The organism is Brevibacillus sp. MS2.2 (genome assembly GCF_013284345.1).
Classification (GTDB): domain Bacteria; phylum Bacillota; class Bacilli; order Brevibacillales; family Brevibacillaceae; genus Brevibacillus; species Brevibacillus brevis_C.
In genome coordinates this window covers 1-18,117 of sequence record NZ_JABSUZ010000064.1, presented here as the reverse complement: position 1 = coordinate 18,117, position 18,117 = coordinate 1, and the positions used below count along the sequence as shown (strand labels likewise).

Below are 18,117 nucleotides of genomic sequence, written 5' to 3'. Positions count from 1 at the left end.
TTATGAAGGAGAAGTACTGGAATCATTGCCGATGCAGTACAAGGATTATGCGAGTTGGCAAAACAAAAGGCGGGAGACCTTGCAAGAACAGGAGCAGTATTGGCTAGACTTGTTGCAAGGGGAGCTACCGGTATTGAATCTGCCGTTGGATCACCCGCGGCCACCGTTACAAAACTTCGAGGGAGACAAGGTAAGCATCCACGTGGACGCCTCACTGGCCAAAAAGCTGGGACAGGTAGTCGAAGAAACAGGATCCACCCTGTACATGGTTTTGCTTGCTGCGTATCAAGTGTTGTTGCACAAGTATACGGGACAATCCGATATCATTGTCGGATCACCAGTCGGGGGAAGGCAACAGCCTGAATTTGAAAATATAGTGGGAATGTTCGTCAACACACTGGCTCTGCGGAACTTCCCGCACCCAGCCAAGTCATTCCGTGCCTTTCTTACAGAAGTAAGAGAGTGTTGTCTGAAAGCCTATGAACACCAGGAATGGCCGTTTGACAAGCTGGTCGAGAAACTAGAGTTCTCCCGGGATTTAAGCCGCAATCCGTTGTTTGATACCATGTTCGTCCTACAAAACATGGAGAGTTACCTTCCGAGTATGGAAGGGGTAAGGATGGTAACGCATCCGATCAACGCCCATGTCTCTCAGTTTGACCTCATGCTGGAAGCGATCGAGAGAGAAGACGGAGGCATCCAGTTGAATCTGGAATATTGCGTCAAGCTGTTTGCCAAAAACAAGATGGAGAGGTTACTGCACCATTACCTCAATCTGCTAGAACAACTGGTCCGTAATGTCGACCAGCTTCTAGAAGATATGGACATGCTGTCAGCAGATGAACGAGAGCGCCTTGTCTATGGCTTGAATCAGACCACCACCGAATATCCATATGAGCTAAGCATTGCACGCATGTTGGAGAACCAGGTTGAACAACGCCCCGAGGAGATCGCTGTCGTGTTCGGTGAACAACGCCTCACTTACCGTCAACTGCATGCGTCTTCCAACCGCATCGCTCATGCCCTGCATCACAGGGGAATCGGAGAGGGAGACGTTGTTGTCGTGATGGTCGAGCGTTCCCTGGAACTCATTACAGGCCTACTTGGAGTCCTAAAAGCCGGAGCTGCCTATACCCCAGTTGACCCCGGCTATCCAGCGGAGCGTCTTCGTTACTTGCTACGCAATTCGAGTGCGAAGTTGTTGCTCGTCCAGCGTGCGTTTCAAGACCGTATTGCCGACACGGATGCGGATATGGTTGCGGTGGAAGACCTGCTAATAGCTGAGTTTCCAAGTGAAAACATTCTGCTTCCCTATGATCCTGAGAGATTGATGTACGTGCTTTATACCTCTGGATCAACGGGAAATCCCAAAGGTGCTATGATCCGGTCTCATGCCTTTGTCAATTTACTTCACTGGTACACAAGGGAGTTTAGGTTTACCGAGAACGAACGGGTCCTGCTCATTGCTTCAGCCAGCTTTGATCTGGCGCAAAAAAATCTATACGCGCCGTTGATTACTGGTGGACGCTTAATCCTTTTCGAACCGGGTTTGTATGACTACGAACAGATGTCGGCGACTATTGAACGTGAAGGCATTACTGTAATCAACTGCACACCTAGCGCGTTTTACCCGTTGCTCGAGGAGAATGCAGACGACGGCTACCAAAAGCTGAAAAGCCTCCGCTGGGTATTTTTGGGCGGTGAGCCGATCCACATGACCAAGCTGGGGCCATGGTTGCGCAGCCCGAACTGCCAGGCGGAGATCGTCAATACCTACGGCCCGACTGAATGTACTGACATCGCTTCCTATTACCGCATGCGCAGCGAAGACTGGCAAGGCGAAGTCGAGCTGCCGATCGGCAAACCAATTGATAACGTCCGATTGTATGTGGTGGACAAAGAGATGAAGATTGTTCCGGAAGGTATGGAAGGTGAGTTGTGCATCGGAGGTGTGGGGGTCGGCCTTGGCTATTACAATGCTCCCGAGTTGACGGAGGAACGTTTTGTACAGAGCAACGAGTTGCCTGAGAGAGTCGTGTACAAGACGGGAGACATAGTCAAGCGGATACCAGATGGCAACGTAGTATTCATTGGAAGGGTAGATCACCAAGTCAAAATCCGTGGATTCCGCATTGAAATTGAAGAGATCGAGAAGAAGCTAATCGATCATCCTCTAGTAAAGGAAGCAGTGGTAACGGCTGTACAGGATGTGGACGGGGACGCGATACTCCGAGCATATGCAGTTCCGGTGAGCTCTTTGACAACCGACCAGCTCTATCATTACCTGCAAGACGAGCTTCCAGGATATATGGTCCCGCAATATCTCATATTGCTAGAGTCACTACCGCTGACTCCGAACGGCAAAATTGACCGCAAAGCGTTGCCATTGTGGCCCGATAACATGGTTCTGACTGAGGAGGACGAACCGAGGGGAGAAACAGAGCAACAATTAGCCGATCTGTGGCAGGAAACACTTGGAATCCGTAAGGTAAGCGTTCATGATCATTTCTTTCAGTTAACAGACCAAACCTTCAAAGCGCTTGATGTAATCGGCAAAATAAATAAGGCTTTTGGCGTTAAATCGAATCTTAATCTGTTGATTCGTAATCCTACCATTCGAGAACTAGCTAAACAGATCGAAATTTGCTCTGTGAATCCATTGCCTTCACTGGAAGTAGTTGCCGAGCGTCCTTTCTACCCAGCATCCTCAGCACAAAAGCGGCTGTTTATGATCAATAAATTACTAGGTAGCGGAACAACTTACAACGTTCCAGTCATACGCAGAATGAAAGGGAGACTGGACATTCAGCGTGTCGGGGAGGCCATAAAGGAACTTGTCCAGCGACATGAATCACTTCGGACATGCTTTCAATTGGATGTGGAAACCGGTGCGTTGCTCCAAAAGGTGCATTCTGACGTTTCGTTTACCTCTTTCGTCTATGAACTGACCGAGGCAGAAGCGACAGAAATGATTCAAGATTTTGTCAGGCCGTTTCGCCTGGATAGACCACCGCTGTTTCGATCAGCGCTAATCAAGCTGATAGATAAAGAAGAGTGCATCCTCATCATTGATATGCACCATAGCATAACAGATGGTATGTCAATAGGCATTATACTAAAAGACTTAGTAGCCCTTTACGAAAAAAGACAGTTGGACACCCCCAAGCTTCAATATAAGGACTACGCTGTCTGGGAAAATCAGCTCATGAATACGAGAGAATGGCAAGAGCAGGAGAAATACTGGCTAGAGATATTCAAAGAGCCTGTTCACCCGATACAAATGCCAGTCAGTCGCCAAGCTTCCTTGACAGCAGATGCCAAAACCCGTACGATCTATTTTTCCCTAGAGGAAAACACAACTGTAGCCTTACAGAACCTTGCTCAGTCAACAGAGACGACCCTTTTCATGGTATTGATGACCACCTTTACTATTCTGTTGTCCAAGCTGTCTGATCAGGAAGATATTGTAGTTGGTACTCCAATCTCGGGAAGACATCACGATGGACTAGAGAATATCGTAGGAATGTTTGTCAATACGCTGGCCATTCGTAATTCGCTACGACGCAGCCTGAACTTTCTGGAGTATTTGAATCAGGTGAAGGAGCGACTGCTAGAAGCATATGAAAATCAAGATTATCCGTTTGATCATCTGGTGGACAAACTGAACGTCCCGCGTGAGATCAGCACAAACCCTTTGTTCAATGTCATGTTCCAATTTGCACAAAAGGACGAAGTTGAGAAAATTGCGGGTCTGGAGATGCTCCCTGTCGAATATGATTGCGCTCCAAGCAAATTCGATATCCACTTTGTTGTCGTACAAGAAGATCAGCGGACCTTGTACCTGGAAATGACATACCGAGATTCGTATCTCCCAGATGAATCGGCTAATGAGTTCATTGCTCAATTTATTGAATTGGTTCAGCAAATTGTTCATGATACGAGTATTTGTCTAAAAAAGATCATGACCAGCCAACGAGTACAACCATAGCTTTTGGACATAGTCCCGCCATTTACATTGGCGGGATTTTTTTACATCCACCCTGAAGTAAATATAGGAAGCACCCCCGAACACGAGGTTGCAGACTGTAGCGTCTACTAGAAGGGAACATGGAAAGGAGAGAGATTGAATAATGGATAGCAACGTTTTGTTTAAGGAGTTTCCAGTATTTAAATCGGACAAATTAACACTTGGCCCGATTGAAGATCATCATTTAGAAGAAGTGTTTGAGATTTACAGCAATGATAATGTATTTGAGTACTGCGGTATTATTCCAAAGCACAAAAAGGACAGTGTAATGACCATGCTCAGGCATTTTAAAAGAGATTATCATAAAAAACGAGATTGAAATGGGGGATTTCCCTTAGAACCAGAGCAATACATTAGTTGGTATTATCGAGGCTTTCGAGTTTCATCAAAGAATAAACAAGGTAACAATCGGCTACTTTTTGGCCGAAAGACACTGGGGAAAAGGAATTGCCTCAGAGGCGGTCAACATGGTCGTACGCTTCTTAAAATTGAAGATGCCAAGGTGAGCAGAATTCAAGCAGATGTAATGCCTCTGAATGAAGTATCCAAAAGGGTATTGCTCAAGAATGGTTTCATCAAGGAGGGAACGCTAAGACAAGCAGCATCCTGGTCCGGTAAAGGAATTGTAGATTTAGAGATATATAGCTTGTTAAAAGAAGATTTCCAAAGAGAGAACTACCGGTTTTGAGGATGAAGCCTTCTTTTTTTCAAAAAAACTTGATGTCACCCTTAATCATTAAGAAAAAACTGAACAAATGTATTCAAGGCAATGATCTCAACCGTTTCACAAAACTTGTCGTTCTTCGCGCAAGCAGTAAGAGTATATTGGTCATCAAGAAAGAATATTTTAAAATACCAATTACATTGATCATAGACACGTAATCCCTCAATTCCACCTCCTCGAACAGTTGAAAAGCTATTTAGGGGAATCGAGAGTCCATGGCCGATTGCTTTGACATAACTCTCCTTGGCCGTCCAGACTTTAAAAAAGCGAGAGTATCTTTTCAGAGCATCCTGTTCATTCTCAATAAACTCATATTCTTCTTGTGCAAAAAACTGTTTTGCAATCTGTAGATCAACCGTATGTATTCTTTCTATATCAATACCCACAGGGTGCTCGTCTATTATGCAGACTATCCATTTGCCCGAGTGTGAGATATTAAAATGAAGTAGGTTCAACGGCATGTAAAGGTACGGTTTTCCAAATGTGTTCTTGCTAAATAAGATACTTTTCGGAGGAATCGCAAATTTTTCAGAAACGATTTTTCTAATAAGGAGGTCGCCCAATAGTCCTCTGATCAGATCTTCACGTTGAAGGAACTTTGACAGTCTTTGTTTCTTTTCTTCCGTAACAAAGGTTAAGAGGTGTGAAATGTACACATCTGGTAATGTAGATATAGGGACAGCGTATATTTGCATAATGTTCAACCTCCAGTACAGTTGTCATGCTTTCAGGGGATTTGAACATTTAGCATTTACCTATGATGGCTACATGAATTACACACTAGGCTCAATAAATTCAATACCAAGGTCGATAATTCGCTCATCTCCCATAAGGGAAACAAGCACTTTTACCCTTCTCCTGTGTTTATCGATTTTTTTAATAATACCTTCCATTCCTTTTAATGGGCCTGATTCTACATAAACTTTGAAGTCTTGCGTGTATACTTGGGAAAAATCGATCTGATCATCATTATTCAGAAGTTTAAGAATAGTCGACATTTCTTCTTCGGGAATCTTTTTAAAATAATGCGCTTCTTCATAGTTTTGATTCCCACGGCAGTTTCGGGGGGAAACGGTACTATCGTATGTTAGGTCTATTTTATTTAGATAGTTTAGTATGCGGATGATTTTTGAATGCCGTTTAATGGAGTAGTATGTTGAAAAATTCATTTCTGTTTTTACAAAAATATATCCGGGGAACAAATTCTTCTCGACTCGCAGAAGTTCACCGTTTTTTTTCTCAGGAACGATTCGTTTTGGAACGATTGAGTACAAAGTTTCTTTATCAAAGGCTTTATTCAGCCAATCTTTTACAGAATGTTCATTACCCGATTTAACAAAGAGAACATACCAGTTCATATAGGTAATTGACTCCTTTTCGAGATGTTTCTCAGATAATTGGTAGTAACAGCAGCCCTAGAATTAAATGCTCAACAGTACTTGAGTCATGTAAAACGTTGTCGTGTAACAATTATTGAGACCCTCTACTCTGAATCCCTTGATCGAAACTTTTTCAAGTCCATCAACTTAAAAAGATAAGAGACATTTTGATTGTAATTCAAGTTAGTTGAATAAAATTATCATTTTTTATATTTATTACCAACACTATGGTAACCCCACACTAGCTTATCGTCAAGTTTTGATTCTACAAAAAGGATTGGTTCGACTGTAGGGAGGAGTAGTGATACATAATCCTATTGTCGTCCTGAATTCATAACCTACGATGAGAGTTGCACAGGTTTTAGTCAAACGGTAACCAAAACCATTGTAGTAAACGAGGGTTAAGAGGGGGAGGTTCAAAACAAACTAAAGAACGTATAGGGTAATTGAGAATAGAGTGTGTGAACGAAAGAATATGGAGAAGAGGAATTATGGAAAAGTCAATAAAATAAATCGTCCGAAAATTCGGTTTTGTTAAAAGTTTGATCAAAAAACTATAGTTTTAATAAAATTAAATCTAGTTCATAAAATTGCTATTTCATGAACTGAAAGCAAAAATGATAAACCTCCTCTCTATTGAGATACCAACTTTTAGAGGGGAGGTTTATTCCTTTCAAAATCAAATCAAAAAGATTGAGCCGCTTGTTTCTTTTGTTCCAGATCTACATGGGTGTAGATGGACGTAGTTGCTAAACTTCCATGGATAAGAAGCTCCTGCAGCGTTCAGATATCCATTTTGGAAGAAGAATCATCCTTTGAACGTAACAAAGATGTTGAAGAACTTCTTTAAAGATTCGATGCAATCCACGTGGATCTAGTTGTCCGCCAAGATAATTCGTAAAAACAGGCTCCTTTGAATGCAATTGAAATGGTTCTCACTGCTCCCGATACTTCTGAATCAATGGCAGCACCATCGGATGAAGAGGGAGGAATCTCTCTTTGTTACCCTTCCCGTAAATTCGTACGGTATTCCACTCCAATTCAAATTGCTCCCACGTTAAATCTACTGATTTTTGCCGACGCATGCCGGTTGTCGCGAGAAGCTTGTACATCATATGGTTTCGCAGCGCGAATTTTTGTTTGTCAGCTTCCATAAACCGAAATAGCTGTTGCAGCTCGATTAATCTCATATAAACTGGCAATTTCTCATCTGTTTTCTGCGCTTGAATGCCCACCATAAACTCTACTGTGATCCAATTTTCCTTTGCACAAAACCAACAAAACAATACGCCTTTGCAGCGTCCTTGGCCGTGTCTGACGCTCAATCACTTGATCTTGCAAGAAACGCCGAATCGTCGAATTATACACGTGCTGCAGATCAGTTGTTCCGTGAACTTTCTGTAAGAATGCCTCAAACTACAGATTCCTGGTAATCTAGATCATCGGAACTTAAAACCTTTAGTTATTGTTCCGCTTGCTCTTTTTATCAGTTTACATAATATATATTATCGGACTCAAAGAGAAATACATAATTTCTAAGAGGGTACTCACCTGTTTATACACTACGTGTCACAAACTCACTCGTACTTGGATCAAATTAAAAGATGATGCAAAACAGCTTTTTCTCATCTGTCGCTGCCATATGACATCCATGCATGCACCGAAACTTGCTCTCATACAAATCGAATTAGTAATAAGGAGCTTTTCCAGTAGTTTATCAGCTTCACAATAAGACATTACCAGCAGCAACCAAACTGCTGATCATCTAATAAGGCTACTCAGTCATTTAGCATCTATCTACATGAAATGAACTACCAAAATTTCATTATAATAAAAAAATTCACTTAAAATAAAAAACACTATTTACATTTATTGTAAATTCATTTATAGTATAATTAAGATCACTATAACTAAAAACGCCCGGAGGTCCCCAAATGACCAAAGTAATCCCAAAATCCAAAACGATCAGCACTACACCCAAAAAAAGATCGTACGAAAATACCTTGAATAACCTGGCGCAATACCTCGAACGAAATAAGAAAAAATAACCAATAAAAAGAGTGCCACCGGAGGCACTCTACTTTGGCGTCTATAAGCTTTTCTTCTCTCTTCCTTCCCCGTTTCCCCCAACTTTTATTCTTCAGCCGTTCCCATCCAATCCAACAAGTAAAAATCTGTTACCAAACGTGCGATTTGTCCCTCGGCATCATAACCGATATAGCTCGCGTAGCTTCCGTCTCCCCATCCTGTTGAAAACATGGCCACATTACAGCCTTCCGCTAAATCTATTAAACCCCAACTACGCGTATGTTTATACGTTTGATCCATTTTTTTCGTCAACGTCTCATAAAACATCTCGTCCTTCTCTATTTCGCGTTCCAAAAGCGTGCAAGCTTCTGCATCCATGAACGAGCCTGTACCCGCATCCACACCGTAGCCAAAAAACTCACCTTCGCCAAGCTGTGACACATCTGACTCCGCCCAAACAGCCATTTTCCAGGACAAGACAGGTTTCTCTGAGAAGACAATCCGTGCCAATGCTACACGTTCATCTGGCTCCAGAGAGTTATCCGTTTGCTCTTCCTTTGATTGGGATTGAACTTGCGCGATAGCGAGCTGTACGGAGAAACTCCCTTTTGGGAAGACCTCCACAAACGGTTCCGTCTCAAACATGACAAACGGATCGTTCGCCACAATTTTTCCTGTATTCACCTGAAGCTTGCCCATATCTTGGCGGAAAAACTGATATAAATAGCCATCCTGCTCTTGCGTATACCCTTCGTCAAATGCCGTTTCAAAAAAGGCAGGGCAATTATGTTTCATGATTCCATCCCCTTTTTTCTATCCTCTACACAAAATCCCACTGACGATAGTTTGCCAGTGGGATGTCGTCTACATGCTAATTTACTTGATCAGAGCTGCGTCGAGTGCCACTTCAATCATTTCATTGAAGGTCGTTTGACGCTCGTCCGCGGAAGTTTCTTCACCGGTTAGAATGTGATCACTTACGGTGAGGATTGACAATGCATTGCGCTTGTATTTTGCAGCCAATGTGTACAACGCGGAAGATTCCATTTCAACAGCAAGCACTTGATAGGAAGCCAATTTTTTGTACAAATCGAGGTTCTCGCGATAGAAGCTATCGCTCGTAAAAATATTGCCCACTTTAACAGACAGATTGCGCTCTGTCGCTGCTTGATACGCTTTGTGCAACAAATCAAAGTTAGCAGTAGGAGCAAAATCAACTTGGTTGAGCAGGAGACGATTCGTTTGAGAATCGGATGATGCAGCCATACCAATAATCACGTCACGTACTTTGATGTCTTCCTGGATCGCGCCGCAAGTGCCTACACGGATCAGGTTTTGGACGCCATAAGATTCCATGAGCTCATTGACGTAGATCGAGATAGAAGGAACTCCCATGCCCGTTCCTTGTACAGAAACGCGCTTACCTTTGTATGTACCTGTGAAGCCGAGCATGCCACGCACGTTGTTGTAGCACTCTGCTCCTTCGAGGAAAGTTTCAGCAATGTATTTGGCCCGTAGCGGATCGCCCGGCAGTAGGATTGTTTCAGCAATTTGACCTTGCTGTGCTCCAATATGGATACTCATAATCTGTTTGCTCCTTTATCAAGAAAAAATGACCTACTTGCCTATCGTACTACAAAAACCGAACAATGCAAAGTCAAGAGATCAAATGATTCCAGCAGCTTTTGATTACACGTTTGCGCAAGACTTTTTGAAAATAACGAATAAGCGATACCGACAGATGGCATCGCCTCGACAACGGTTTCATTCATTTAAGGGACATCACGTAATCCATTGCTTCCAGGTGATCTCCCAAGATCGTCTGGTTAACACTCGGGTTATTCTTTCTTTGTGTCGCTCTTTTTCTCGTAAGCTTTGCGGATGCAATGTAATGAGACGGCACGACTCGCAATTGATTGTGCAGAGCAATGGCGTGTGCAACGGCAGGTACAACCAAATGTTGAACACCGATGATAGAGGCAGCTTGTCGGGTCATAGCAAAAGGTAAATCGTACATCGAGGAAGTTCCGAGTTCATGTCGTGAAACCAAGGTATTGAGAAATGTCTTCGCTAGCAAAACGGTATCCGGTTCCATTGATAATTGTCGAAGTGGTGTCCTGGCCTTTCTCAAGGCGATGTCTGCTCCTCGGTAACATGTTCTAACAAAGGACTGCATGTCATTTGCAGCTACAACATGATCTGCATCGAGAAACAACCATACATCTCCTGTCGCCTCCTTGGCACCAATTGCTCTCCATACATCATCCCCTAAAAGAAACGGGTACACAAACGCCGTGAGTGGACAAGAGGAATACGTGAGTATCTTCTTCACCGATTGATCCGGGCAACCATCCACAACGAGCACGATTTCCATGGGCCGGAGCTTCTCAATTTGTTTGAGTACTTTTTTGATTGTCTGCTCGTGGTGAACAGAGAGGATGACACTTAATCGATTTACATTCTGGCATTTTTCTTTGCCATTAATGTGCTCATCTCTGCTTTTTTTTGTGGGATCTCGCATATTTCGCTTTACGTTTGCCATCCCATCCACCACCCTCCTTTCCGCGCGATTCCTGATGAAAGACCGAGCGCAAATGCAGAACGCCTGATGAATGCACCAAGTCGCGGTGTCGTTGTCCATCCTGATCTGCGTGTCGAAGCTTCGTTCCACCCGTTAGTAGCTGGATTGCCTTCGCATGCTCCCGATAAATCGTACGGATATCTTTTCGCACGATATCTCGAGTGCCTGCTGGTTGTTTTTCCGAGGCAAACGGGGCGATTGTCGTCATTTTGAGCCCCAAGACTGATGCTTGAACCAAAGCAATTGCAGGATTGCATAAATTTCCGGGACCAATTGCCGCTAGAGCATTTCGGCTCAAGGCAAATGGAATATTTTCAAAGGAAGCGGAGCCCATTCTTTTTTGACCAAGAAGATGATTCAACAAGCAATACGCACTTCTTGGTGAACGCTTTGCTCTTCTTGATACCGAGTGGTCCGAGCAAGTCGTCATGATGACATCTGATCCCTTTTTGATCAGCGTGACATACTTCTTCAAGTATAAAAGAGGCATCGCGAGAAGTTCGTCGATAAAGAGGACAACGTCTCCCCTTGCGTGAGCAGACCCGATCGCTCTTGCCTCATGGCTGTCTACTTCCAAACCGGTTGAAATGATTTGTGCTCCCCATTCATTGGACAAGAGAACATCTTGGCAGCTCACTTGGTTGCATACGACTATTACTTCCGTGTGTGGATCTATTCTTTTGACAACAGAGAGCAGTTTTTTTATATTCCTGGCGTTGTCACTAATTGGGATGATGACGGACACGGCAGGGTGATCATCGATTCGGTTGTCCATCTCACTCCCCCTCACCAGTTGATAAATGATTACTCTAATGTACGCTCGTTTTCCACGATTGGACACGGCATCTACCCCTCACAACTCAACAAGAGATGACCTACACGAAACACTCGGTTTCACCGTCATATCGCAAAAAACAGGACGTGTTTATGGCCACGTCCTGTTGTAATTCTCATTTTTATATTAATGGAACCGCCGTTGAAGACTACGCTCGCGAATTCGTTTATTCCTCTGAGCACGGGAAAACGTATACACGATTAAGAATAGGTTCATTCCTAACCAGACAATTAATACGCTATAGCGGGCTAGTGGATGTGTGTTGCCACTTTCTGAGTCCCCAAACACAGTAGCAGGAGCTGGAGCAGGCGGATCATGACGAAGCAATGGATACGAGACGGCTAGCTTGCCAGCCTGTACAAACAGGCTCCCATCTGCTTTTAGCTCTACCAAAGGCTCCGCCCCTTTGGGAACCGTCGCATACAAATCCTCCTTGGCTGTAAAAGTCACAACCGAGTTGTTGCCAGGAACAGCTACTTCTGAAAAAGAATCGCCTTTTTTGGCAATGGATTTGGTCTCAAATCCTTGAAAGCCAAAGTCCAGTAGCTTTTTCACATCTTTGTATGCATTTGCACTTGTAGAGGCCTTCATCGTGACAGCGATGAGTTCCATTTCTCCACGCTTAGCGGAGCCTACCAGCGTATGCATCGCCTGATCTGTGAAACCGTTCTTCATTCCCGTCGCGCCTTCGTAATCGCGCAGGAGCTTGTTGTGATTCACCAATACTGTTTCCCACGTTTGTCCATGCCAAGGCAGACGCTTCGTACCGACAATTTCCCTGAAAACGGGGTTTTTCATCGCGTACTGCGAAATTTTGGCCATGTCAGAGACAGTCGTGTAGTGATTTGGATCATGCAGTCCGTGTGGATTGGTAAAATTCGTTTCGGTGACTCCTACTTTTTCTTTCAAATAAGCGTTCAAATCCACTGCAAAACGCTCTGTCGTCTGGCTCATATGCTCCGCAATCGCTGTACCAGCGTCGTTACCTGAATTCATGAGCAGTCCGTACAACAAATTGCGAAGAGAAATCCGTTCTCCCTCTTCCAAATAGACACGTGTTCCTTCTTCACGGCGTGCTTTTTTGGAGACAGTGACAGTATCATCCAGATTCCCTTTTTCTATCGCGTAAATACCTGTTGCGATTTTTGTAATACTAGCAGGGTACAACTTCTCATGAGAGTTCTTTTCAAACAAGACTTGTCCCGTTGTAGCATCAATCAGAATGGCTGATTGTCCAGTGAGAGTGTTAGGCTCCAGGCTTGATGACTCCTCGGCAAAAGCGGAAGGCGTGCCAAGGTTGAACAAAACCATCACCACAACGAGTAGGTTCGTTAGCAAAAAGCGCATGTTAGTCAATATCCTTTCCTACTTTGTCGCGTTTTTTCAGGTTACATGTGGTCTGAGGACAACAAAAGACGTTATTTCAACCGGATTCCCAACAAATCGTGAATCATTTTAAACTTAGGGTTGTCAGCAAAAGCCTCTTCGAAGCCACTGACATGTTCTCTGTACAAGGCTGCAGCAGAATCCAAATCCTGCTTGACGTACAGGGAAAATATTTCTTCCAATTTTTCTTCCAGTGTTGTATCAACTTCTGCTGGTGTGAGAATTTCTTGACGTAAATTGTTCATCAACACGTCGAGCTGATGTGTGATCACGGACGCTTCATGAAGCTGCTCCAACACATCTGTCGGAATGTTGCCCGCATACTTGTAGCGCAGTTCGTGTTCATTTGTCGCCCAGAAGTTCATGCCCAATGTACGAATTTGGATCTCACAAAATAGTGTTTTCTTTTCGCTGCCATGGTAAACCGTATAAGAAACGATCATGTGAATACTTCTGTAACCGGAATCCTTTGGAGCTGCGATGTAGTCTTTGACATCGTGAATGATGATATCCTCCCGCTCCTGCAACAACTGCTGTACCTCGCGTACATCGTCTACATAGCGGCATACGACTCGAAGGCCCGCGATATCCTGGACTTCCTTGGCGACGTCATTCTGCCAATGATCTCCCAAAAAGTCGATTCCTTTTTCGTTCGCCTTCTTTACTAAACTGTCGACTTTTTTTACTCGTCCGACAACAAATTCAATAGGAGAATAACGGCCGCTTTTGAGAAAGCCGTATTTAATTCCTTTTAATTTTAACTTTAGCTCTTCGACTGCCTGTTCATACGGCGCCAAGAAATGAACCATGTTGTTGAGCACTTTGCTTGGCACATTTGTGACTCTCATGAAGACACCTCCAATTACTTCCAGAGGAAAGGTGATGCATCAAAAAACGGCTGCGGATTTACATACGTATTACCCACTAACATGCCGTAATGAAGGTGAGGACCTGTAGAAAAACCGGTGCTACCCATTTGTCCAATCACCTGTCCCTGTTTCACTTCTTGCCCTGTCTTGACACCTAGCTTGGACAAGTGAGCATATATGGAAAAAATATTTAACCCGTGATCGATGATGATGGTATTTCCTGTTAAGTATAAAGAGTCGGCCAGAACCACTTTCCCATGGTTGCTCGCTAAAATTGGCGTTCCTGTTTTGTTCGCGATGTCAATCGCCGCGTGTCTGTTGGCCGGTACACCATTTACTACGCGTTGGTAGCCGAATGGAGTCGTTAATTTTCCGACTGCTGGCTGTGTAAACGGCTCCGAGAAATACGGAATCGCTCTCGAGTTAGATCTGGCTGCATTGATCTTTTTTTGATCTGCATTGATTCGTTTTGTATCCTGACGCATGTTGTTGAGCTGTTTACTTACCGTGAGCTTATCTACTTCAAATTTTTTCGGTGCGATTGTCACTGTTACGGAAAGTTTTTTGTCAGCAGATGTAACTTTATAGGTCCCTGCTTTCGTGTTAAAAGGAATCGGGATAAACCGGGCATACTCATCCTGTGTCTTTTGCAATCGATAGTTCTGTGAGAATACCGTTACCGTTTGTGGCTCTTTACTGCGTACAAAAATAACGTCCCCAGGATATGTTTTGGCTGGCGTTACGCTGATTGCTGGCTGTTGTTTCGTTGTTTGGGCGTAGACCCCTTCTACTGTCTGGCTGAATATGCTTGTCCCAGAGACGAGCGTCAATGCTGTGACCAACATAAGACTAACCATTGATTTGAACATAGACATGCTCCCTCCCATTTTCTAGTATAACAAAACACACTCTGAAAGGAAAAAGAAAAAGAAGGCTAATGAGCTAGCCTTCTCCAATCATTCCAAATGTAATCTTACTGTTTCTTCGAATAATCCGACATCATTTCCATGATGGATTGCACGCCTGTCAGCATTTCACTGGCACGTTTGGTTTTTTGCGAGATGCCTTCAAAGTCAAGTAGCCCTTTTTTTCGGTCGTTCCATCTTTTAAACAATTCTTCCGCCATACCGGGGTTGCTTTTGACCGCTCTAATCCGCATGGAATCCTCGAGAACCCACGCTTCAAATTCGGGATGCTGTTTTAAAAGCTGCTTCACTTCTTTTTTCTTCATAGCCGGACGTCGCTCCTTTCCACTGGACAAACGAGGATAGTTAACTGTTCGTTACACCATATGACTAGTCCGCGATTGTGCTTGTGTGTTTGCACCACACAGGAAAGAAAAGGGCTTTTCATAGGTAAACATAGAAAGGCCCCTCAAAAGGGACCTCTCTTCATCCAGCTATTTACTTGTCAGTACGTTAAACTTGACGACCTGCCAATTGTTGCTCAGCGAAGCTCACCAGACGCTTGGTAATTTCGCCACCAACAGAACCGTTTTGGCGAGAAGTAGTGTCTGGTCCGAGATTTACACCAAATTCAGATGCAATCTCATACTTCAGTTGGTCCAAAGCTTGGTTCGCTTGAGGAACTACCAGATTGTTGGTTCCACCTTGGTTGTTAGCCATGATTGATTCCTCCCGACGCGTTTTTTCTCCCGGGACGGGTTTGAACCGCCAGCGTTTTGCTTCTCGCCTTGAGACCGGAAGTTGATATTCAAGAGGTGGTTGTTGACCTCTTGTGGTACTATCATCCCACCGTAACAAAAGTACATGCACACTTTCTCACGTTATTTCAGTTGTAAAATCTGACAAGGTTGTCCCGCTCCTTTATGCTATAATGGTGCGTATAGTTTGGTAGTGAGAGGGGCAAAGTTTTGTGAGTGATTCAGGAAAAGTACTGCTCATCGATGGTATGAGCTTTTTGTTTCGCGCCTTTTATGGTTCTGCTTGGGGTGGAGCCTATCGCCAGACTTCAACAGGTGTGTACACAAATGCGGTTTATGGATTTACCAAAATGATGCTCGATTACGCAGAATTGACACGCCCTACTCATCTCGTGGTGGGCTGGGATGTCGCTTCTCGTGAGTCTTTGGTGCGCAGCCAATGGTATGACGGCTATAAATCAAATCGTCAAGCTGCACCGGAAGAGCTCATTCCACAATTCGATTTGGTGAAAGAAATAACAGATGCGTTCTCGGTTCCGAACTTGGGTTGCCCTGGCTATGAAGGCGATGATGTATTGGGTACGCTCTCTACACGTCTTTCCGAAGAAGGACACGAGGTCATCATTGCGACAGGTGATTACGATAGCTTGCAGCTCATATCTGAGCGAGTTAGTGTTAAAATCCTGAAAAATGGTGGCAAACACGAGCATTATAATCCAGCGAGCCTTTTGGCATTGCGTGGAATTTCACCTGAACAGGTCGTTGACGTCAAAGCTTTAATGGGAGATGCATCTGACTGTATTCCAGGTTGTCCAGGAATTGGTGAGAAAACAGCGACAAAGCTGATTACTGAGCATGGTGATCTGGACAACCTATATGTAAATCTGGCAAGCTGTACGCCTAAAATGCGCAGCAAGCTGGAAGAGAATCGCGATCAGGTGTACTTGAGCAGAAAGCTGGCTACGATTATTCGGGATGTTCCGGTGGAGTATACGTTGGAGGATGCCGTGTGGGAATACGATCGTCAAGCCGTTCAGAGCAAATTCGATGAGCTTGAATTCGGACGTACAATGGCAGCGAGAGTCGGCTAATTGAAGTTATAATCATCGGCTGAGAAAGAAGCGGTCTATCCACTTTTTTTCAGCCGATTTCTTTATGCACTGCATAATCGCTCCGTCAGGGAAACCCAGACGATTCGGCGATCCGTTCGGTCTCGGAATCTTCGCACCAAATTTTCCTCCTCCAGCCTGCTAATTAAGCCTGACGTTGTGCTGTTTGACAAATTAACAGCCTTGCTGATTTCCCCCATTGTTTTTGGCCCGTTTCCTAGAAATTCAAGAATCAATACTTGTTGCCAATTGAGTTCATTTGTCTCTAGCTCTTTTTGTGCCATATTTGAAAACAAGACACTGGCTCCCCGTATAAGCTTGGCCAGCTTGATCAATTCCTTCATCGTGTCCTCCTTTTACCATTTACCTTTTGCTAGCTTATGCTCAGAATAGACGAAACTATTAAAGAAAAAAGTGGGTAAGAGTTAAACTTTTTCTTAAACTACATTAAAAAAATCCCGTCCCACAAGAGGAGACGAGATTTGGAAGTGATGTCGAATCACTTATTTAGCTGCTTGAAAAACATCCAGGAGCAGTCCTGTGTTCTCCTCCCCATCCGCTTCCCAGCTCGTCGCAAATTTGACACGGTGAGAAACGCCCAGCAAATCATACGCTTGTACGAGATGCTGCCTCGCAGAACCCACAATCAAGCTGTGCAAGCGAACTTGTTTATGCTGACCCAAAGAGATGAGTTTTTCTTGGACATAAGGAGAAATGCCCCCGATTCCATCTGTTACCATGACAAAATCTGCTCCACGCCACGCTTGTTCCTTTTCAACCAGCTCGATGGCTCGCTTCATCGGGGCGTCGAAGTGAGTCCCACCGCCGAACGCCATTTGCGCCAAGCCATAAAAGGCAGGCCAATCTGGCTTTTTGTGATAAAGCGGTTGCTCTCTGATCTCGCCTTTTGCCCCGAACAAGAGGAGGATAAAATCACGCTTTTCCAGCATCGAGAGGGCGGCAAACGTCATGAGGAAAATTTGCGCAAGTCGCAGCTTACTTCCGCGCATCGAGTGGGATGTGTCCAGCATGCAGATTACCGGACCTTTTGGCGGTTCTTCCGCCCATCCCGAAGTATCGTAAGTCATGAGCTTTTGCTCCAGCCATTTGAGCATGAAGTAGTTCTCAAAGTCCGGATCAGCAAGAAGCACAGCTTCACCAGGCAGCATGTGGGCAATATCGCCCGATTGGCGCAAATCATAGTATTCCTCCGGAAAATGTCTGGAGCGAATTTCTTTGCGCTTCACACGAAAGCGATGGACTTGCCTGCCTACCTCGTTCAGAAAAGCAACCAGGTCAGGATGGCGCTTCAATTTCTCAATCCATTTCAAATACTGCTCAAAGCTTTGCCTGCGCAGCTTGCCTAACTCATGCCCCCAGCTTCGGTTGGCAAAACGCTGACTGACCGTAAATACCTCTTCAACAAAAAGCGTATCAAGTTCTTCAGTAGATAGCGTCGCCTTTAACGATTGCTCCAGCCATTGTCCGAGCTCTTTTTCAAAAGCGGCGATCGCTT

Annotated in this window: 16 protein-coding genes and 1 pseudogene; 3 read left to right on the top strand and 14 right to left on the bottom strand. The window is 44.3% G+C overall.

Annotated elements, in window-relative coordinates; all coding sequences use genetic code 11:
- The first annotated feature begins 16 nt into the window (after positions 1-16).
- Together HP568_RS29200 and HP568_RS29195 are read left to right on the top strand one after the other, a co-directional pair.
- The gene (locus HP568_RS29200) at positions 17-3,988 is read left to right on the top strand and encodes an amino acid adenylation domain-containing protein (RefSeq protein WP_256434982.1); all 3,972 of its coding nucleotides are present in this window, start codon (positions 17-19) and stop codon (positions 3,986-3,988) included.
- A 142-nt stretch (positions 3,989-4,130) separates the two neighbouring features.
- Positions 4,131-4,715, top strand: a pseudogene (locus tag HP568_RS29195) (GNAT family N-acetyltransferase).
- 41 nt (positions 4,716-4,756) lie between these two features.
- On the opposite strand, the gene HP568_RS29190 reads toward HP568_RS29195, so the two are convergent.
- The 12 genes from HP568_RS29190 to HP568_RS29135 all read right to left on the bottom strand — a co-directional run bounded on the left by HP568_RS29190 (position 4,757) and on the right by HP568_RS29135 (position 15,454).
- Entirely contained in the window at positions 4,757-5,446 is a 690-nt protein-coding gene (locus tag HP568_RS29190; RefSeq protein ID WP_173630913.1) for a 4'-phosphopantetheinyl transferase family protein, read from the bottom strand.
- Between the two features lie 78 nt (positions 5,447-5,524).
- Positions 5,525-6,109 carry an antiterminator LoaP gene (gene loaP / locus HP568_RS29185; protein WP_048033084.1) on the bottom strand — a complete coding sequence of 195 codons (585 nt, stop codon included), beginning with the start codon at positions 6,107-6,109 and terminating at the stop codon, positions 5,525-5,527.
- A 956-nt stretch (positions 6,110-7,065) separates the two neighbouring features.
- Positions 7,066-7,368 carry a tyrosine-type recombinase/integrase gene (locus HP568_RS29180; protein WP_217366838.1) on the bottom strand — a complete coding sequence of 101 codons (303 nt, stop codon included), beginning with the start codon at positions 7,366-7,368 and terminating at the stop codon, positions 7,066-7,068.
- 895 nt (positions 7,369-8,263) lie between these two features.
- Positions 8,264-8,953 (bottom strand): DUF4241 domain-containing protein, encoded by a 690-nt coding sequence (locus HP568_RS29175; RefSeq protein WP_173630912.1) that lies wholly within the window; start codon positions 8,951-8,953, stop codon positions 8,264-8,266.
- Between the two features lie 81 nt (positions 8,954-9,034).
- Positions 9,035-9,742: a purine-nucleoside phosphorylase gene (gene deoD / locus HP568_RS29170; protein WP_048033063.1), complete on the bottom strand. Its 708-nt coding sequence runs from the start codon at positions 9,740-9,742 to the stop codon at positions 9,035-9,037.
- Positions 9,743-9,926: 184 nt separating this feature from the next.
- On the bottom strand, positions 9,927-10,679 hold the full coding sequence (locus HP568_RS29165; protein ID WP_048033062.1) for a glycosyltransferase family A protein: 753 nt from the start codon (positions 10,677-10,679) through the stop codon (positions 9,927-9,929).
- On the bottom strand, positions 10,648-11,514 hold the full coding sequence (locus HP568_RS29160; RefSeq protein ID WP_173630911.1) for a glycosyltransferase: 867 nt from the start codon (positions 11,512-11,514) through the stop codon (positions 10,648-10,650). The genes HP568_RS29165 and HP568_RS29160 overlap by 32 nt, the downstream gene beginning before the upstream one ends.
- A gap of 186 nt (positions 11,515-11,700) precedes the next feature.
- Positions 11,701-12,921 (bottom strand): D-alanyl-D-alanine carboxypeptidase family protein, encoded by a 1,221-nt coding sequence (locus HP568_RS29155; RefSeq protein ID WP_048033060.1) that lies wholly within the window; start codon positions 12,919-12,921, stop codon positions 11,701-11,703.
- Positions 12,922-12,992: 71 nt separating this feature from the next.
- A complete protein-coding gene (locus tag HP568_RS29150; protein ID WP_048033059.1) occupies positions 12,993-13,808 on the bottom strand; it encodes a GTP pyrophosphokinase in 816 nt (271 codons plus the stop codon).
- Between the two features lie 14 nt (positions 13,809-13,822).
- The gene (locus HP568_RS29145; RefSeq protein ID WP_048033058.1) at positions 13,823-14,698 is read right to left on the bottom strand and encodes a M23 family metallopeptidase; all 876 of its coding nucleotides are present in this window, start codon (positions 14,696-14,698) and stop codon (positions 13,823-13,825) included.
- 104 nt (positions 14,699-14,802) lie between these two features.
- Positions 14,803-15,060 (bottom strand): hypothetical protein, encoded by a 258-nt coding sequence (locus HP568_RS29140; RefSeq protein ID WP_048033057.1) that lies wholly within the window; start codon positions 15,058-15,060, stop codon positions 14,803-14,805.
- Positions 15,061-15,247: 187 nt separating this feature from the next.
- Positions 15,248-15,454 (bottom strand): alpha/beta-type small acid-soluble spore protein, encoded by a 207-nt coding sequence (locus tag HP568_RS29135; RefSeq protein ID WP_048033056.1) that lies wholly within the window; start codon positions 15,452-15,454, stop codon positions 15,248-15,250.
- Positions 15,455-15,704: 250 nt separating this feature from the next.
- Here HP568_RS29135 and HP568_RS29130 point away from each other — a divergent pair, with 250 nt between their 5' ends.
- The gene (locus HP568_RS29130) at positions 15,705-16,583 is read left to right on the top strand and encodes a 5'-3' exonuclease (RefSeq protein WP_173630910.1); all 879 of its coding nucleotides are present in this window, start codon (positions 15,705-15,707) and stop codon (positions 16,581-16,583) included.
- 62 nt (positions 16,584-16,645) lie between these two features.
- Here HP568_RS29130 and HP568_RS29125 read toward each other — a convergent pair whose 3' ends face one another.
- Together HP568_RS29125 and HP568_RS29120 are read right to left on the bottom strand one after the other, a co-directional pair.
- Positions 16,646-16,945: a MarR family transcriptional regulator gene (locus HP568_RS29125; protein WP_048033054.1), complete on the bottom strand. Its 300-nt coding sequence runs from the start codon at positions 16,943-16,945 to the stop codon at positions 16,646-16,648.
- A 159-nt stretch (positions 16,946-17,104) separates the two neighbouring features.
- Positions 17,105-18,117 (bottom strand): vWA domain-containing protein (locus tag HP568_RS29120; RefSeq protein ID WP_483862134.1); only part of this gene is annotated, 1,013 nt, incomplete at its 5' end.